This window comes from Paraburkholderia sp. RL17-337-BIB-A, from assembly GCF_046025895.1.
Lineage (GTDB): Bacteria > Pseudomonadota > Gammaproteobacteria > Burkholderiales > Burkholderiaceae > Paraburkholderia > Paraburkholderia fungorum_C.
The window spans coordinates 1,377,092-1,393,243 of record NZ_JARESY010000001.1 but is presented as its reverse complement, the minus strand read 5'-3'; the positions used below and the strand labels follow the sequence as shown (position 1 = coordinate 1,393,243).

The window sequence follows — 16,152 nt, the reverse complement described above, 5'->3', positions numbered from 1 at the left end:
TATCACCATTGCATTACCGCTCCTTCACAAAACTTACACAGATCAGCGACTATTCTCTTGCATCGCTGACCTTGGCACGCGAATGCCTCAGCGCTCCCTCCCCCGTGCTGGAGACATTCCATGTCCGCTGTGTCGAAGCCGACTGCTGCTTTACTGCGCAAACGTTTGGCAGGCGCACTGATCGTCATGTCCTTATGCGGCATGCTCGGTGCCTGTGGCAACGGCGACGACCCATCACCAGACACGCACGCAGCGAGTTCCACCGATAACGGCGGCACGTCACAGGTTCTGTCAGCGAACCCGTCGTCCGCCGCGCCTGCCTCACCCGCCCTACCCGTACTACCCGCACTGACGATTCAAACCCCTGCACTGCCCGCATCAAGCGCCGACACGGCTCTGTCCGCAGCCGCCTCGACGCCGCTCGCCACACCCGTCATCCATACCGTAGATTGAGTTCCGCACCCCATGCGCCACGTGGCTCACGCTCGCGCGCCGCATGGTTCGTTCCTCTCATGAAGATCGAAAGCCAAAACCATGACTTCAAAAAATCGCCGTGATTTTCTGCGCTCCGCCGCGCATGCAGCCGGTTCCGCCACCGCGTTGAGCATGTTGCCGCTGGGCATTCGCAACGCCCTCGCGATTCCCGCCAACAACAAGACCGGCAGCATTCGCGACGTCGAGCACATCATCGTGCTGATGCAGGAAAACCGCTCGTTCGACCACTACTTCGGCACGCTCAAGGGCGTACGCGGTTTCGGCGACACGCGCGCGATCAACCTGCCCAACGGCAAACCAGTGTGGTATCAGCCGCTCGCCGCGGATGCCGGGTATGTATTGCCGTTCCGCCCGACGGCACCGACCCTGGGCCTGCAATTCCTGCAGGACCTCGCGCACGACTGGACCACCACGCACGCAGCATGGAACGGCGGCCGTTACGATCAATGGGTGCCGTCCAAGGGCACCACGACGATGGCTTACTTCACGCGCGAGGACATTCCGTTTCACTACCAGCTCGCCGACGCCTTTACGATCTGCGACGCATACCACTGCTCGCTGATGGGCCCGACCGACCCGAACCGCTACTACATGTGGAGCGGCTGGGTGGGCAACGACGGCTCTGGCGGCGGCCCGGTGATCGATAACGCCGAACTCGGCTACGGCTGGTCGACCTATCCGGAAGTGCTGCAGAACGCAGGCATCACTTGGAAGATCTACCAGGACATGGGTACCGGGCTCAACGCAAGCGGCGCGTGGGGCTGGACGCAGAACCCCTACATCGGCAACTTTGGCGACAACTCGCTGCTCTACTTCAACCAGTACCGCAACGCGCAACCGGGCAACCCGCTGTACGACAATGCGCGTATCGGCACCAATGCGGCCAATGGCGACGGCTATTTCGACATCCTCAAGCGCGACGTGCAGAACAACGCCCTGCCGCAAGTCTCGTGGATCGTCGCGCCGGAAGCGTATTCCGAGCACCCGAACTGGCCGACCAATTACGGTGCGTGGTACATCGATCAGGTCTTGCAGGTTCTCACGTCCAATCCCGAGGTGTGGAGCAAGACCGTGCTGCTGATCAACTACGACGAGAACGACGGCTTCTTCGATCACATGGCGCCGCCGTTCGCACCGGCCTCGAGCGCGAATGGTTTGTCCACCGTCGACACCAGCAATGAAAACTATGCCGGTGACAGCAAAACACCCGCAGGCCCGTACGGCCTCGGGCCGCGCGTGCCGATGCTGGTGGTCTCGCCGTGGTCGAAAGGCGGCTACGTGTGCTCGGAACTGTTCGACCATACTTCCGTGATCCGCTTCATCGAAAAGCGTTTCGGCCAGCAGCACAACCTCGGCGAATCGAACATCACGCCGTGGCGTCGCGCGGTGTGCGGCGATCTGATGTCGGCATTCAACTTCAGCAACCCGAACGACGCGTTCCCGGCGCTGCCGAGCACGAGCGGCTATGTCCCGCCCGATCAGAACCGGCATCCGGACTATGTGCCGCTGCCGCCGCTCCTGCAGGCCGTGCCGAAGCAGGAACCCGGCGTGCGCCCGGCGCGCGCGTTGCCATACGAATTGTTCGTGCGCGTGCAAGGCGAAGGCTCGGGCAACCAGCTGACAATGCGTTTCGTCAATTCGGGCCGCGCGGGCGCGGTGTTTCTCGTCTATGCAGCGAACGGTCTCGACGCACCGCGTACGTATACGGTCGAAGCCGGCAAGCAGTTGCAGGACCCGTTACCATTGAATGCCGACGGCACGTACGATTTCACCGTGTACGGACCGAACGGTTTTCTGCGCCGCTTTGCCGGCAAACCGGTCGCGAGAAACTGGTGGAACGGGTCCGATATTGCGCGCCCGGAAGTTGCCGAAGGCTACGACGTCGCGAACGGCAACCTGCAATTGCGGCTGGCAAACGCGGGCAGCGCGCGCTGCCAGTTCACGATCGTCAACGCCTATGACGCGAACAACGTGATCAAGCATTCGGTGCGCGGCGGCGATACCGAACAGTTGTATCTCGATCTGCGCAACGCCCATGGCTGGTACGATCTGGCGATTACCGTCGACACGGACCGGTCGTTCGCGCGCCGCTTCGCCGGACACGTGGAAACCGGCCAGAGCAGCATGAGCGATCCGGCGTTGGGAAGCTAAGCTTCAACTGCATTTCAATTCGGCCGGTACCCGAAGAAGCGGCCGCTGCTTTTTATCGCAGCGGCCGCTTCTTCATGCATTCGCGTCGCAACGCATAAGCCACAGTCTCACGCCGCCACAGCAGCCCCCACCGACACTCGTTCTTGTGCCTTCTCGCGAATCGCGTGCACCACGAACTCCGCATCACGCGCTACGCCGGAGAAGCGCCCCGAACCCCACGTATGCAGCCACGGCAGGCCGACGAAATACAAACCGTCGATGGGTGTAATGCCACGCGTGTGCGCCGGATAACCGCGACCGTTGAATACCGGGGCGTCTAGCCAGCTAAAGTCCGGCGTGAAACCGATGCACCAGATGATCGCCGAAATGCCGCTAGTGTGAAGATCGAGCGTCGTTCGTTCTTCGCCTGGCCGCCAGACGGGTTCGTAAACCTCGCCCGCCGGTGCGTCGATGCCATGCTTTTCAATAAAGCCGTCGATGCCCGCATTGATCCGGTTGTACGTATCGTCCGCGGCATCGAGATTCGCTGCGAGTGTCGGCGCGAAATGGAATTGTCCGTCGCGCAGATCGTCGAGCCTGCCGTACAGTTCCATGCCTTCGGCGGCGAATTTGCGCAGGTCGATGTCGCGCCCGCCATCGCGGCCGGTCACATAATGATTGGTGTTGTCGCGCACGCCTTCGCGCAACGGGTGCTTTTCGACCGGCATGTCGTAGTACTGCATGTCAGCGAGCCAATCGACCACATCGCGCCCACGATAGAAACGCGCGCAACGCGGCGCCTCGCCGACCGCAAGCACCACCTTGCGTCCGGCCAGATGCAGGTCCTCCGCGATCTGCGCGCCGGACTGCCCGGTGCCGACCACCATGACCGCACCCTCGGGCAACGCCTGTGGATTCCGATACGCGGACGATTGCAACTGCACGATGCTTGCGGGCAAGCGCTCTGCGAGCCGCGGCACGATCGGCGTGTGATAGCCGCCCGAAGCGACCACGACCTGATCCGCTGTGAAATCACCTTGCGTGGTCACGATCGAATAGAGGCCGTCGTCGCGTTGCTTCACGCGCTTGACTTCCGCGTGTTCGATCGCCGGCGCATCGACGTGCGCGATGAAGCCGTCGAGGTAGTCGATGATCTCGTGCTTCTTCATGAACCCGTGCGGATCGTCGCCGAGGTAGGGGTAGCCGGGCAATGCGCACTGCCAGTTCGGCGTCACGAGACAAAACGCGTCCCAGCGCTGCTGGCGCCACGTATGCGTCAACGTGTTCTTTTCCACAACCAGATGGTCGATACCCGCCTGGCTGAGGTAGTAGCTGACCGACAGACCCGCCTGCCCACCGCCGATGACGAGCACGCTGAAATGCCCGTCAACGCGCGCGTGACGTGCTGGATTCGACATGATGCATCCTCTGCAAAAATAAGCGCCTAGCTGAACTCGATCACCTTGACGGTCGCCTCGGGTTGATCGCGAAAACGCTCGGCGTCGCGTTCGATCCGCGCGAGCTGATCCATCGCCGCCGAGCACGCAAAGCCGTACTTCGCGCGCACACGCTCCAACGCGATACCTAACGCCTGCCGCGATCGTTCGACGAAATCGTTCAGCGCGTAGGCTTCACCAGGTTTTAAGAAATCGCCAATGACGAGCGAAGGCGAATAGCAGTTCGCTTCATCGCCGTCAGGCCACTGAATCCGAAAGTGCATGACAGGCATTGCCAATCCTCAATCAATCATTCAATCCATGAATAGCCAATGCATGCGTCGCAAGCGACTTGTCCTTTGCCACAATGAACGGCTCGCGATTGAAGTCCCACAACGTCGCAGCCTCATCGTGCTGACGCACAACCACTTCAGACGTAGCGTCGACCGAACCGATCACGGCGCAAGCCAGCGCGCGCGCGTCGAACTGCGCCTGCACTGCATCGACATGTTCTTCCCGAACGGATAGCAAATAACCAAAGCTCGGGAATGCCGTGAGCCAGCGTTCCAAAGGAACCTCGGCAGGCTTCGGAATACGGTCGAGCTCGATCCGTGCGCCGACCCTGGAGCATTCGAGCAGCATCAACGCCGTGCCGAGTGTGCCGGCCATGCTGATGTCTTTCGCCGCATCGCATAAGCCACTTTCCGCAAACCGCGGCAACAGTTCGAGATCCGCTCTCAAACGCTCAGGTGGCGCATCCACCGATGCATTCCAGAACGGATACGGCTCCTCGAAGCGGCCGCACAAATCGATGGCCATCATCAACCGGTCACCGGGCTTCGCGTTGAAACTCGAGAGCAGCGCTTTTGCGCGCCCCACGATCGATACCGCCAATTGCGACGCATCGCTGCGCGTATTCGTATGACCGCCCACTATCGGTACGCCATAAGCGACCGAAGCCGCCGCCATGCCCGCGAGCACTTCCTCGGCCGCGCCGATTCCCTGGCTCCATAGTGCGTCGACCACCGCCAGCGGCCGCCCGCCCATCGCATAGATATCGCTGACGTTGACCATCACGCTGCTGTAGCCGGCAAACCACGGCATCGCGCTCACGAAATCACTGACCATGCCTTCGATTGCGAACAGCAGATAGCCATCGCCATCGGCAATGGCCGCGCAATCGTCGCCAAGCGCGACGGCCTGCGCGAGGTCCTGCTCGCCGCGCGGCATATGCCGTGCGAGTGAGCCGACCACATCGACGATATCCGTCTTATGCCGGAACCCGCGACTCTCCCGCAAGCTTGCAACGAGATCGGCCACGCTCATGCCGCGCTCCGTGCAGCAGCAAGTCCGCGTTGTTGCGTGTGAGTCACGAAGCCGCCATACGGCGTCACACACGGTGGATACCAGTCCAGTTGCGCCTGCATCAGGTGATGCGGCCGCCCCAATAACATTTCTTCGGCGAGCACATCCCAATGCATCGCGCGAAACAACGGCACGTTCTGACTCTGCACGTGCGCGAGGAAAGTCTCACAGCCGAGCGCATGGGCACTGCTCACGGCGAGACGAATCAGCGTCGCGCCGATCTTGCCGTGACGGCGAAACGCGGCATGGACGGCGAGGCGCGAACCAAACCATACGTTGCCCTTATCACGATGAATCCGCACCGTGCCAACCACCTGCTCCGGCATGCCAGCCACACAGCTCACTGCCACGAGTTGTTGCGCGTGGCTGTCGATCTCGTCCCGGTCATCGCCGACAAAGATGCCTTGCTCAATGCAAAACACCGCACGCCGCAGCTTGTACGCTGCGTCGGCTTCCCAATCGAGCGTCGTCCACTTGATGCGAAACTCGTTTGGGGCATAGGGCACGAAACTCACTTCGCCGTCGGGCGCCTCGCCTGCAATCGCTTCACCGAACATGATCACTCCTCGTACGACGACAGCGACGAACACGCGCCGCATTTTCCGCAACCGGCCTTGATATCGCTGGAGCGCATCGCCGCGGCGTTGAGCATGCCGCCGAGCGGCTGCAGAATCGACTTCATGAATTCAGGCGTAGGCGCCGGATGATCTTCCAGTGGCGTGCCGCTGATCGGCACAAAAGGCACGACGAACGGATAGACGCCGAGTTCGATCAACTCGCGCGACATCGTCAGAATCGCTTCCGCGCTATCGCCCAGACCGGCGAGTATGTAGGTACTCACCTGAGCGCGTCCAAATACTGCAACCGCAGCTTTGAATGCTTCCATGTATCGCGCCAACGGCACACTCGCTTTGCCCGGCATGATGCGGTCCCGCAATGCGGGCGTCACCACTTCGAGATGCATGCCGAGCGTGTCGATGCCGCTTGCTTTCATGCGCGCGAACCAGCGGTCGTCGTCGGGCGGCTCGCATTGGGCCTGGATCGGCAGATCGACCGCCGCCTTGATGGCGAAGGCGCTTTCGCACAGAATCTGCGCGCCGCGATCGGAGGTGGGCGGCGTGCCGGTGGTCAGCACCATATGCTTGACGCCGTCGAGCAAGACGGCGGCGCGCGCCACTTCGGCCAATTGCTCCGGCGTCTTGCGCGCAATCGTGCGTCCCGCCGCGAGCGACTGCCCAATCGCACAGAACTTGCAACTCTTGCGGCGGCTCTCGTAGCGAATGCAGGTTTGCAGCACGGTCGTTGCCAGCACGTCCGCGCTGTGCAGCGTGGCAATGTGCGAGTACGGCACGCCGTCGAGCGTCTGCATGCCGTAAAAGCGCGGTGCTTTTGGAAAGCTGATGTTGGCAATCGGAATCGTGCCGCGCAGCAACGCACTCGACCCGTTCACATCCGGCGTCTCTGCAACGAACGGCGAATGCCAGGCGGTGCTCGTATGCACCGGCACCATGATCGTCACGCCGTCGACCGTGACCGCCTTGTGGTCCGATGGACCCGCGCCGCCACGCCGGCTCGCGGCGCCCGCATCCGGAGACACGAGCCGCAAACCGGCCGACTGCAATTCAGTCATTAATTGCCGGCTCGCTGCCGACAGTGTCTCGCTGGAGTTCATCGCGCCATCCCTCGTTTGAATTGAAACCGGTGCTTGCGTTTGCAGCGCTGGGGCACGCCGGCATCGGCGCGACGGTTTCCGCCGGCCGCCGGTTGATCGCAAGACTCAACAATTCGGGCCGCGCGTAGTGGCCGACCGAATCCATCATGCGTTTGCGTTTGGTGATCAACGCCATGTCGAGATCGGCGATCACCATGCCCTCGCCTTCACGCAGCGGTTGCGCCAGATGTTGCCCTTCAGGTGAAACGATCGCGGTATTGCAACCGCCGCGCAGCGCCTTTTGCAGATTCGTATCGGACGTGACCGAAGCAATCTGCGCCTCGGTCAGCCAGCCCGTCGCATTGACCACGAAGCAGCCCGACTCCAGTGCGTGATGCCGGATCGTCACCTCGATCTGATCAGCGAAAATCGGCCCCACCAGCGAGCCGGGGAACTGGCTGCAATGAATCTCTTCGTGCTGCGTCATCAACGCATAACGTGCGAGCGGGTTGTAGTGCTCCCAGCAAGCGAGCGCGCCGACGCGCGCCACCGCCGTTTGCGCGACCTTCAAACCGGCCGCATCGCCCTGGCCCCAGATCATCCGTTCATGAAACGTCGGCGTGATCTTGCGGCGCTTGAGCACCAACTGACCGTCCGCGTCGAAGATCAACTGCGTGTTGTAGAGACTGCCGTGATCGCGCTCGTTGACGCCAAGCACCACCACCATCCGATGCAAGCGCGCCCGCTCGGCCACCGCCTGTGTCACCGGGCCCGGCACGATCACGGCTTCCTCATAGAGTTTCATGTGATCGGCGCCGGAAGCAACCGGCGGGCGCACGAAAGAAAAGTACGGGTAGTACGGCACGAAGGTTTCGGGGAACACGATGAGCTGCACGCCTTCGCGCGCTGCTTTCTCGATGGCCTCGCAGACCTTCTCGAGGGTGCCGCCGCTGCGTTCGAAGTCCGGTGCGATCTGGACCGCGGCGGCACGCACGATGCGTTTGTCGGACATAGGGGTCACCCGCCTCTCGTCAAACCGTCCACGTGTGGATGACCAGCGCGTTGTCCTTGCGATGCAGCAGCTGGATATCGAGCACGTCGAGCGGACTGATCGGGCGAATGCCTTCGATCAGCGAGGCCTCGCCGTGCCCATAGAGGGCTTGTAGCGCGAAGCGGCAGGCGTACACCTTGCCGCCCTCTTCCATGAACTTCGTCAATTGCTTGTTGAAGTTCAGGTGGCCGGGGAACGCTTCATCGCCGAGCGTGGGAAAGCCGCGTTGCAGACCGAGCGTGACACCCGGCCCGTACAGCAGTACGGATGTTTCAAAGCCCTTGCGTTGCAGACGCGTGGCCTGCAACAGATTGACGAAACCGATCGACCCTTCGAACGCGACCGTATGAAACGTGACGAGTGCCTTCTCGCCAGGTTCGGCCTTCACGTCTTCGAAGACTTTCTCTTCGTAGTCGACAAGGTAATCGCCCTTCTGATGCAGCGGTTTGTTGACGGCTGGCATGACACTCTCCGATCAGGTTTGCTAAGTAAAAGATGGCGCGCGTTCGATCTGTGCGCCCTCTCCTTATGCAACGGCCGTGCCATTGATCGACCACGCAAATGCGATCAATCAGCAATCAAATCGGTCTCGATTCGAGATGCGACTCGAAAATATTTTTGGCGCGAAGCTTGCGTACAGCCGGAGCATCGCGAGCGATCGCCTCTAGCGCGTCGATATCGCACCAGCCGGGTGCGGTTTGGCTGTCAAGACGTGTCGGGGTGGTGCACTCATTCACCACGGACGATCAATCCGATCATTGATCGCATTCAGATCCGATCAATGATCATGGCCCCAACGGACGCCTATTAATGAGCAGCCCGACACATCACTGGATCAAACGTCTCGCCGACATTCGCAAGCCGGCCTATCTCGCGATTCCCGATCTGATCGAAGAAGATCTCGCCACCGGCAGGCTGCGGCCGCGCGACCGCTTGCCGGGACTGCGCGATCTGGCCGAAGCACTCGCGCTGAACTACACGACGGTGGCACGCGCGTATGCGGAAGCGAAGAAGCGCGGCCTGCTCGATTCGCGCGCCGGCAGCGGCACCTTCGTGCGTGGTCGCACTGCTACCTTGCCGCTCGCCGGCGGCAGCAGCATCGAGATGTCGATGAACACGCCGCCGGAGCCGCCCGACCATGCCGCGCGTTTGCGCGACTCGGCGGCTCGTCTGATGAACGACAGCGATCCCTATCAGTTACTGCGTTATCAGGATTTCGGCGGCTCGGCCGCCGACAAGGACGCGGGAGCCGAGTGGCTGAAGCGTCGCGTGCCGCATTGCGACGCGCAGAACGTATTGGTATGCCCCGGCATTCACAGCGCGCTGGTCGCGCTCGTCTCCCAGTTGGCGCGGCCCGGCGGCACGATCTGCCTCGACACGCTGGCTTACCCCGGCATCAAGGCGATCGCCGCACAACTCGGCGTACGTCTGCAAGCCCTGCCGCGCGACGACGAAGGGCCGCTCGCCCACGCCTTCGAAGCGCTCTGCAAAACCGATAAGCCGAGCGCGTTCTATTGCAATCCGACGCTGCAAAACCCGAGCACGCTGACGCTCACGCACCAACGGCGCGAGGCGCTCGCCGACGTCGCGTTGCGCTACAGCGTGCCGATCATCGAAGACGATGCCTACGCCATGCTGCCGCAGAGCGCGCCCGACGCGCTCGCGAGCTTCGCCCCCGAACTGACCTACTACGTGACGGGTCTATCGAAGAGCTTCGGCGCCGGTTTGCGGGTTGCGCATCTGCACGCGCCGACTGCAAGGCAAACCCAGCGCCTCGCCGGCGCGTTGCGCGCGACAACGGTGATGGCAAGTCCGTTCACGGTCACGCTCGCGACGCAATGGATCGCCGACGGCACCGCGCTCGACATGCTCAACGCGATCCGCAATGAATCGCGTGCACGCCAGGCGATTGCCTCGCGCATGCTCGAATCGTGGCCTTACGAAGCGCATCCGGACGGCTTTCATTTGTGGTTGCCGGTGCCGGTCGAGAGCGGCTGGAGCGCGTCGGAACTTGCGTTGCAACTGCGCAATCAGGGGATCGCCGCGGTTGCAGGCGCGGCATTTTCCACCGACGGTAATCCACCGAACGCGATGCGCGTGTGTCTCGGTGGCTCGAAAACGCGCGACGAATGTGCAGAGGCGCTACGCATCGTGGGCGAGACACTCGACCATCCGCATCATCTGCATTCTCCGGTGATGTGAGTTGTCCGCCTGGATCAACGCGGCGGCGGCCTAAGACTCGAAGTCGAGGCCGCCGATCAAAACCGCCGGCTCGGCCTGTGTGTGCGAGAGAAAATCCAGTTCGCGCACATGGCGCCAGGCTTCGAGTTTGCGCGGCAACGCCGCCAGATAGCCAGCGAAGCGCGCCGCCCCTCCGGAACCCATCAGCCGTTCGATCTCGTCGCTATCCCAGGTCAGAAACAGATTCAATGGATGCGGGTAGTGGCGCAGGTCTTCGATCGGCGTTGCGTGAATCCGCACGCGGGTGGGGTGTCCATGCCCGCCATAAGGCAGCACTTCGGTATGCACGGTGGTGGCGAAACAGGCGGCGAGCGCCTCGGCGATCCGAGGCGCAAACTGTTCATCGAAACGGGCGGCACTCTCTGGACGCATGGAAGTCTCCGACGTTCTTCACAACGAGCGAAGCATCGTAGCATGCGAAACCGGCCGCACTTACCGCTGACGCGGCGTGCGCGATGTTCAGACGCGGCGTGCGCGCAGGCCGTTTGGGCATCAAACCTTTTTCAGAATCCGCGGCCTCGTCTCGTTGACCACTGTTGCCGGTTCCGGCGTGGCATCGGACACGCTCGTGGCCTTCTCCGTTCGCATCGACAGATAGCGCAAACAGCACACCCGCAGGAACGATGCAAAGTTGGTCGGCATCTCGCCACGTAGCGCGATGAGTTCATCGTATAACTTCACCGCGAACTGACTGGTCGTCATATTCTCGCGCGCGGCAATCTCGTGCAGCACATCCCAGAACAGATTCTCCAGCCGGACCGTTGTGATCACACCGTGAATCCGCAGCGAGCGGGTGCGCGATTCATAGAGAATCGGATCGGCGTTGATGTAAATCCCACACATGGCCATTACTCCCTGTCTACAGGCGCACGTGCCACGGCTTGCTTCATTTCGCCGCGGCACGCCGCCCTCCGTCATCAACATACGCCGGCATCCAGCACTCGACCATCGTATCGAACCCGAACGCCGCATCCGGCTCACTCACCCGCCTTACACCATCCGCTTGTTCATCTGCGCCGCGATGTGATCGGCCTGGCGGATCGCTAGCGTCACGATCGTCATGGTCGGGTTTTCCGCCGCGCCGGTGGTGAACTGGCTGCCGTCCGAGATGAACAGATTCGACACCTCGTGCGTCTGGCCAAAGTTGTTGCACACACCATCTTCGGCCCGCGCGCTCATCCGCGCGGTCCCGAGGTTATGGGTGGACGGATACGGCGGTACGCGGTACACCGTCTTCGCGCCCGCGGCTTCATATACCGCCGTGCCCTGCTTGAACGCATGCTCGCGCATCGCTTCGTCATTCGGGTGATCGTCGAAATGAACGTTGGCCACCGGCTGGCCGTACTGATCCTTCACGTCGGTATTCAAGGTCACGCGATTGGTCTCGCGCGGCATATCCTCGCCGACGATCCACATCCCCGCCGTGTACGCGTACTGATCCATCGCCTGGCTAAAGGTCGGGCCCCATGCGCCCGGGTCGAGAAAAGCCGCGTAAAACGGCAGACCGAGCGAAACGGTCTCCATGTGATAGCCGCCCGCGAAGCCGCGTTGCGGATTGAACACCGCTTCGTCTTCGATGATGCCGGCCATCGTGGTGCCCTTGAACATGTCGACCTTGTCGTTGAACACCGCATACACCGAGCCGGTGGTGTGGCGCATGTAATTGCGTCCCAGCTGCCCTGAGCCGTTCGCGAGGCCTTGCGGGAATTTGCTCGAATGGGAATTCAGCAGCAGACGCGGTGTTTCGATCGCATTGCCCGCCACCGCGACGATGCGTGCCTTTTGCCGCTGCAACTTGCCGTTGCCGTCGTAGTAGAGAACTTCCTTTGCCTTGCCACGTGCATCGGTTTCGATACGCACCACATGCGCCTGCGTGCGCAACTCCATATGGCCCGTGGCCTGTGCGCGAGGCAATTCGGTGTAGAGCGTGGACCACTTCGCTCCGGTACGGCAACCCTGAAAACAGAAACCGCGCTGGAAGCAATGCGCGCGATCGTCACGCACCACACTGTTGATCGCCATATGGCCGGTATTGCACTCCTTGTAGCCGACCTTCATCGCGCCGGCGGACATCACCTTGAAGTTGTTATTGCCCGGCAGGCCCGGCAGACCTTGCGTGCGCGTCACCCCCATCTTCGCTTGCGCGCGATCGTAATACGGATCGAGTTCCTCGCCGGTGAGCGGCCAGTCGAGCAGGTTGGCATCCTTAATATCGCCGTAGGTCGTCTTCGCCTTGAACTCGTAAGGTTTGATACGCAGACTGGCGCCCGCCCAGTGCGTGGTCGTGCCGCCCACCGTCTTGCAGATCCATGCGGGCAGATTCGGGAAATCCGTCGCGATGCGCCATGTGCCCGACGTAGTGCGTTTGTCGAGCCATGACAGCATCTGAAACGAGCCCCATTCGTCCGTGGTGAAATCGGCTTGCGTATGCGATTTGCCCGCTTCCAGCACGACGACGTTGATGCCCTTCTGCGCCAGTTCGTTGGCCAGCGTGCCGCCGCCCGCACCCGAACCGATGATCACGACGACCTTGTCGTCGTTGTGCGAAAAACGCACCTTGTTGTGGTCTTGATCCATGTTCTGTCTCCGCTGTTCTGGCTATTTAGCTATCCGTCGGAATCGGGCCGCTGGCGCCCGGCGGCGGATTGGGCAGCCACGAGAGGCTGTTGAAACCCTTATTCAGGTAGCCGCCATCGCCCTCGGAGGCGCCATAGCCGAAATGGGCATACGCCATGGTGTTGCTGTACAGCGAGACCACGGCCGTGCTGCGCACCGTGTTGAAGAATGGCGTCCCCGCGAGCGCTGCAACGTCCGCGGCCTGTGCAGCCGGCGTGCGCGTCAGCCAGTTGGAACCGGCTTTCGCGTCGAGCTGTTTGACGCCGTCCGCGAGCTGCTGACGCACCGCCGGGTCCGCCTTCGCCTTGGCGTCGAGGTCCTTGACCACGAGCGCATAGACCGCGTTGTCGAGCGTGGCGTGCGGGTAGATCTGGCGCGTGAAGACCAGAATCACTTCGCCCTGGTGCGTGTCCAGTCCCTGTAGTTCGAGCGCCCATGCGCGGCTCGGCGCGAGCGTCGACAATATCGATGAGAACGCCAGCGTGCCCATGAGTACGCCTGTGCCTCTCAACAGTTCGCGTCGCGTAAGTGGAATCCGCAATGCCGCGGTGGCAGCCTTCGCCGCGCGATGCTCATGGCCGTCTTTATAAGCGGGCTCGTGGTCATGCTCGTGACCATGATGATGCGCATGATGGGCGTGATCCGAATCGACGATCGGGATGACCGTTGTCTTCATGTCTGTCTCCTTGTGGGGTATTGCAACTACGCGCGGCGGCCGCCTGGTTTGGTTTGCTATTGATAATGGCCGTAGCGTTCCAGCACTTCGATCTTGTAGCCGTCAGGGTCCTGAATGAAAAAATAGCGCGCCAGCAACTCACCGTTGTCGTTATGGAATTCGCGCAGATCGTTCGGCGTCATGCCGAGATCGATCAGGCGTTGACGTTCGCGCTTTGCATCGTCGACACAGACGGCCACGTGGCCGTAGCCGTCGCCATGCGAATACGGTTCGGTGCGGCTTTTATTCCAGGTCAGCTCGATTTCGGCGTCGGCTTCTTCGTTGCGCAAATAGACGAGTGTGAAATCGGGAAAGTCGAGCCGGTGCGAAACGTTGAAGTTGAAGGCGTTCTGATAGAACTGCAACGAGCGCGGCAGATCCTGCACGCGAATCATCGTGTGGATGAGTTTGGCCATCGGTGTCCCCTCCTCTTTCAATCAAGTGTAGGAGGCTGCTCACGCGAATGGTAATGCACGGCTAAATCGTGCCAGGGACTTGCCCTATGCTGCACGCGCGTCGCCGGCGAGGTTTTCGCACGCGCGTAACTGGCGCGAGCGGCAATGGACGCGGCCCCGCGGTAAGTTGCAATGCAGCAAGCAGCAAGCGGCACAGACTCTATGCCCGCAAGCTGAATGGCGTTAGGCGAAACCCGGCATCGGCGCCGGATCAACGCGAGTTCGTTGACGCGCATTCGTATTTGCCGGGAAGCGTGCACGCTTCGTCATCGCTATTCAGGGTTTGGTAGCGGGATTGTCCGTATCGTGCCCGAGTCCCTCGCGCAATGCTTTGCGAATCACCTTGCCGGTGGCGGTCATTGGCAGGCTGTCGACGAAGCGGATTTCGCGCGGATATTCGTGTGCGGCGAGGCGCGTTTTGACATGCTGCTGAATCTCGCGTACCAGTGCCTCGTCGCCGACGAAGCCGGGCTTCAGCACCACGAACGCCATCACGATCTCCGTGCGCTCGCGGTCCGGCGCGCCGATCACTGCGGCCATCGATACCGCCGGATGGCGCAGCAATGAATCCTCGATCGAAGCCGGCCCGATGCGATAACCAGCGCTCGTGATCACGTCGTCGCCACGGCCGACGAAACGGATGAAGCCGTCCGCATCGCGTGTCCCGAGGTCGCCGGTGACCAGAAACTTGCCACGGAATTTTTCGCGCGTGGCCGGCTCGTTGCCCCAGTAGCCGAGGAACATGACCGGGTCAGGCGCGGCTACCGCGATATCGCCGATGGCGCTTTGCGGCAGTTCGTTGCCGTCGGCGTCGATGATCGCCACGTGATGCCCCGGCACCGCGCGGCCGATCGCGCCGAAGCACGGCTCGAACAACGCCGCACATGACGACACCACGACGTTGCACTCGGTTTGTCCATAGAACTCGTTGATCGTGACGCCCAGCGCCTTACGTCCCCAGCCGATCAATTCCTCGCCGAGCGATTCACCGCCGCTTGCCACCGAGCGCAACGCGAGCGTCCATTGTTCGGGACGCTCGACGCCGCGCATCATCTTGAGCGCGGTGGGCGGCAGGAAGGTATGCGAGACCGCGTGACGCGCCATCAGATCGAAAGCGGCCTGGCCGTCGAATTTTGCAAAGCGGCGCGCAAGCACCGCGACGCCGTGATGCCATGACGGCAGCAGCACGTCGAATAGCCCGCCGATCCAGGCCCAGTCCGCAGGTGTCCACATCAGCGTGGCGTGCGCGGGGAAGCCCTGCTGGGACAGCTCGACACCCGGCAGATGGCCGAGCAACACCCGGTGCCCGTGCAAGGCGCCCTTCGGTTTGCCGGTGGTGCCCGATGTGTAGATGATGACCGCGGGGTCGTCAGCGGCGGTGTCGGCCGGTGTGAAGTCGGCGGATGCGCTGTTGAGTGCTTGCCAGAAGGAACGCGCTGTGGCTTGCTGGCCGTGGTTGTCGCTGTCTATGTTGTCACGGTCTATGTCGACGCTGAACACGGTGCGCAGTGCAGGCAAGGCGTTGCGGATGTCGTCGATTTTTTGCACGCCTGCGTGGTCGGTGATCAGTGCGACTGCGCCGCTGTCGCCGAGACGGTGTTCGATTGCGTCGACGCCGAATAATGCAAAGAGAGGCACGGCTATCATGCCGGCTTTGTAGGCGGCGAGGTGCGCGATGGCCGTTTCGATCGATTGCGACAGGAAGATGCCGATGCGGTCGCCTCGCTGTGCGCCGGATGCGAGTAGCGCGTTGGCGAAGCGGTCAGACAGCGACTTCAATTCGTCGAATGTATAGCGGCTGGCTTTGCCTTCGGGGTCTTCGTAGATCAAGGCGAGGCGGGCCGAGCCGTCGGCCCATTTGTCGCATACGTCGACGCCGATGTTGTAGCGCGCCGGAATGCGCCAGGTGAAGTTGACCTTCAGCGATTCGTAGGTCTGGCCGTCGAGGTTCATGGTGTCTCCGTCGCTTGACGCTTTCTGCGTGATTTTTTTGAGTC

Annotated in this window: 16 protein-coding genes; 3 read left to right on the top strand and 13 right to left on the bottom strand. The window is 61.9% G+C overall.

Features of this window, described 5'->3' with window-relative positions:
* Window positions 1-120 precede the first annotated feature (120 nt).
* Window positions 121-453, top strand: a complete 333-nt coding sequence (locus P0D84_RS06495; RefSeq protein ID WP_408333764.1) for a hypothetical protein — start codon at window positions 121-123, stop codon at window positions 451-453.
* 81 nt (window positions 454-534) lie between these two features.
* Window positions 535-2,646 (top strand): phosphocholine-specific phospholipase C, encoded by a 2,112-nt coding sequence (locus tag P0D84_RS06490; RefSeq protein ID WP_408333761.1) that lies wholly within the window; start codon window positions 535-537, stop codon window positions 2,644-2,646.
* A 107-nt stretch (window positions 2,647-2,753) separates the two neighbouring features.
* Here the strand turns inward: P0D84_RS06490 and P0D84_RS06485 are convergent, their stop codons facing one another.
* The 7 genes from P0D84_RS06485 to P0D84_RS06455 are packed head-to-tail and all read right to left on the bottom strand — an operon-like array spanning window position 2,754 to window position 8,591.
* A complete protein-coding gene (locus P0D84_RS06485) occupies window positions 2,754-4,043 on the bottom strand; it encodes an MSMEG_0569 family flavin-dependent oxidoreductase (RefSeq protein WP_408333758.1) in 1,290 nt (429 codons plus the stop codon).
* Window positions 4,044-4,069: 26 nt separating this feature from the next.
* Complete coding sequence (locus P0D84_RS06480; protein WP_408333755.1) at window positions 4,070-4,354, bottom strand: MSMEG_0570 family nitrogen starvation response protein; 285 nt, start codon at window positions 4,352-4,354, stop codon at window positions 4,070-4,072.
* Between the two features lie 13 nt (window positions 4,355-4,367).
* Window positions 4,368-5,387 (bottom strand): sll0787 family AIR synthase-like protein, encoded by a 1,020-nt coding sequence (locus tag P0D84_RS06475; protein WP_408333752.1) that lies wholly within the window; start codon window positions 5,385-5,387, stop codon window positions 4,368-4,370.
* Window positions 5,384-5,983, bottom strand: a complete 600-nt coding sequence (locus P0D84_RS06470) for an MSMEG_0567/Sll0786 family nitrogen starvation N-acetyltransferase (protein WP_408333749.1) — start codon at window positions 5,981-5,983, stop codon at window positions 5,384-5,386. The genes P0D84_RS06475 and P0D84_RS06470 overlap by 4 nt, the downstream gene beginning before the upstream one ends.
* A gap of 2 nt (window positions 5,984-5,985) precedes the next feature.
* A complete protein-coding gene (locus P0D84_RS06465) occupies window positions 5,986-7,056 on the bottom strand; it encodes an MSMEG_0568 family radical SAM protein (protein ID WP_408339704.1) in 1,071 nt (356 codons plus the stop codon).
* Complete coding sequence (locus P0D84_RS06460; RefSeq protein WP_408333746.1) at window positions 7,049-8,089, bottom strand: Nit6803 family nitrilase; 1,041 nt, start codon at window positions 8,087-8,089, stop codon at window positions 7,049-7,051. Before P0D84_RS06460 ends, P0D84_RS06465 begins: the two co-directional genes overlap by 8 nt.
* A 19-nt stretch (window positions 8,090-8,108) precedes the next feature.
* Window positions 8,109-8,591 (bottom strand): MSMEG_0572/Sll0783 family nitrogen starvation response protein, encoded by a 483-nt coding sequence (locus P0D84_RS06455; RefSeq protein WP_007181138.1) that lies wholly within the window; start codon window positions 8,589-8,591, stop codon window positions 8,109-8,111.
* A 347-nt stretch (window positions 8,592-8,938) separates the two neighbouring features.
* Between P0D84_RS06455 and P0D84_RS06450 the strand changes: the two genes are divergently transcribed.
* The gene (locus tag P0D84_RS06450; protein ID WP_408333742.1) at window positions 8,939-10,330 is read left to right on the top strand and encodes an aminotransferase-like domain-containing protein; all 1,392 of its coding nucleotides are present in this window, start codon (window positions 8,939-8,941) and stop codon (window positions 10,328-10,330) included.
* A gap of 30 nt (window positions 10,331-10,360) precedes the next feature.
* Here the strand turns inward: P0D84_RS06450 and P0D84_RS06445 are convergent, their stop codons facing one another.
* The 6 genes from P0D84_RS06445 to P0D84_RS06420 all read right to left on the bottom strand — a co-directional run bounded on the left by P0D84_RS06445 (window position 10,361) and on the right by P0D84_RS06420 (window position 16,108).
* Complete coding sequence (locus P0D84_RS06445) at window positions 10,361-10,741, bottom strand: DUF5594 family protein (protein WP_408333740.1); 381 nt, start codon at window positions 10,739-10,741, stop codon at window positions 10,361-10,363.
* 120 nt (window positions 10,742-10,861) lie between these two features.
* Window positions 10,862-11,212, bottom strand: coding sequence for a ribbon-helix-helix domain-containing protein (locus tag P0D84_RS06440; protein WP_408333737.1), 351 nt, complete (start codon window positions 11,210-11,212; stop codon window positions 10,862-10,864).
* A gap of 147 nt (window positions 11,213-11,359) precedes the next feature.
* On the bottom strand, window positions 11,360-12,946 hold the full coding sequence (locus P0D84_RS06435; RefSeq protein WP_408333734.1) for a GMC family oxidoreductase: 1,587 nt from the start codon (window positions 12,944-12,946) through the stop codon (window positions 11,360-11,362).
* Between the two features lie 25 nt (window positions 12,947-12,971).
* Window positions 12,972-13,661 carry a tat (twin-arginine translocation) pathway signal sequence gene (locus tag P0D84_RS06430; protein WP_408333731.1) on the bottom strand — a complete coding sequence of 230 codons (690 nt, stop codon included), beginning with the start codon at window positions 13,659-13,661 and terminating at the stop codon, window positions 12,972-12,974.
* A 56-nt stretch (window positions 13,662-13,717) separates the two neighbouring features.
* On the bottom strand, window positions 13,718-14,116 hold the full coding sequence (locus P0D84_RS06425; protein ID WP_408333728.1) for a VOC family protein: 399 nt from the start codon (window positions 14,114-14,116) through the stop codon (window positions 13,718-13,720).
* A 315-nt stretch (window positions 14,117-14,431) separates the two neighbouring features.
* Window positions 14,432-16,108 (bottom strand): acyl-CoA synthetase, encoded by a 1,677-nt coding sequence (locus tag P0D84_RS06420; protein ID WP_408333725.1) that lies wholly within the window; start codon window positions 16,106-16,108, stop codon window positions 14,432-14,434.
* Window positions 16,109-16,152: the final 44 nt, after the last annotated feature.

Excerpts from the sequence above, each read along its gene's own strand:
- P0D84_RS06480 (WP_408333755.1), bottom strand. The coding sequence starts at position 4,354 with ATGCCTGTCATGCACTTTCGGATTCAGTGGCCTGACGGCGATGAAGCG.
- P0D84_RS06445 (WP_408333740.1), bottom strand. The coding sequence starts at position 10,741 with ATGCGTCCAGAGAGTGCCGCCCGTTTCGATGAACAGTTTGCGCCTCGG.
- P0D84_RS06470 (WP_408333749.1), bottom strand. The coding sequence starts at position 5,983 with ATGTTCGGTGAAGCGATTGCAGGCGAGGCGCCCGACGGCGAAGTGAGT.
- P0D84_RS06460 (WP_408333746.1), bottom strand. The coding sequence starts at position 8,089 with ATGTCCGACAAACGCATCGTGCGTGCCGCCGCGGTCCAGATCGCACCG.
- P0D84_RS06450 (WP_408333742.1), top strand. The coding sequence starts at position 8,939 with ATGAGCAGCCCGACACATCACTGGATCAAACGTCTCGCCGACATTCGC.
- P0D84_RS06485 (WP_408333758.1), bottom strand. The coding sequence starts at position 4,043 with ATGTCGAATCCAGCACGTCACGCGCGCGTTGACGGGCATTTCAGCGTG.
- P0D84_RS06465 (WP_408339704.1), bottom strand. The coding sequence starts at position 7,056 with ATGACTGAATTGCAGTCGGCCGGTTTGCGGCTCGTGTCTCCGGATGCG.
- P0D84_RS06420 (WP_408333725.1), bottom strand. The coding sequence starts at position 16,108 with ATGAACCTCGACGGCCAGACCTACGAATCGCTGAAGGTCAACTTCACC.
- P0D84_RS06440 (WP_408333737.1), bottom strand. The coding sequence starts at position 11,212 with ATGTGTGGGATTTACATCAACGCCGATCCGATTCTCTATGAATCGCGC.
- P0D84_RS06430 (WP_408333731.1), bottom strand. The coding sequence starts at position 13,661 with ATGAAGACAACGGTCATCCCGATCGTCGATTCGGATCACGCCCATCAT.
- P0D84_RS06425 (WP_408333728.1), bottom strand. The coding sequence starts at position 14,116 with ATGGCCAAACTCATCCACACGATGATTCGCGTGCAGGATCTGCCGCGC.
- P0D84_RS06475 (WP_408333752.1), bottom strand. The coding sequence starts at position 5,387 with ATGAGCGTGGCCGATCTCGTTGCAAGCTTGCGGGAGAGTCGCGGGTTC.
- P0D84_RS06455 (WP_007181138.1), bottom strand. The coding sequence starts at position 8,591 with ATGCCAGCCGTCAACAAACCGCTGCATCAGAAGGGCGATTACCTTGTC.
- P0D84_RS06435 (WP_408333734.1), bottom strand. The coding sequence starts at position 12,946 with ATGGATCAAGACCACAACAAGGTGCGTTTTTCGCACAACGACGACAAG.
- P0D84_RS06495 (WP_408333764.1), top strand. The coding sequence starts at position 121 with ATGTCCGCTGTGTCGAAGCCGACTGCTGCTTTACTGCGCAAACGTTTG.
- P0D84_RS06490 (WP_408333761.1), top strand. The coding sequence starts at position 535 with ATGACTTCAAAAAATCGCCGTGATTTTCTGCGCTCCGCCGCGCATGCA.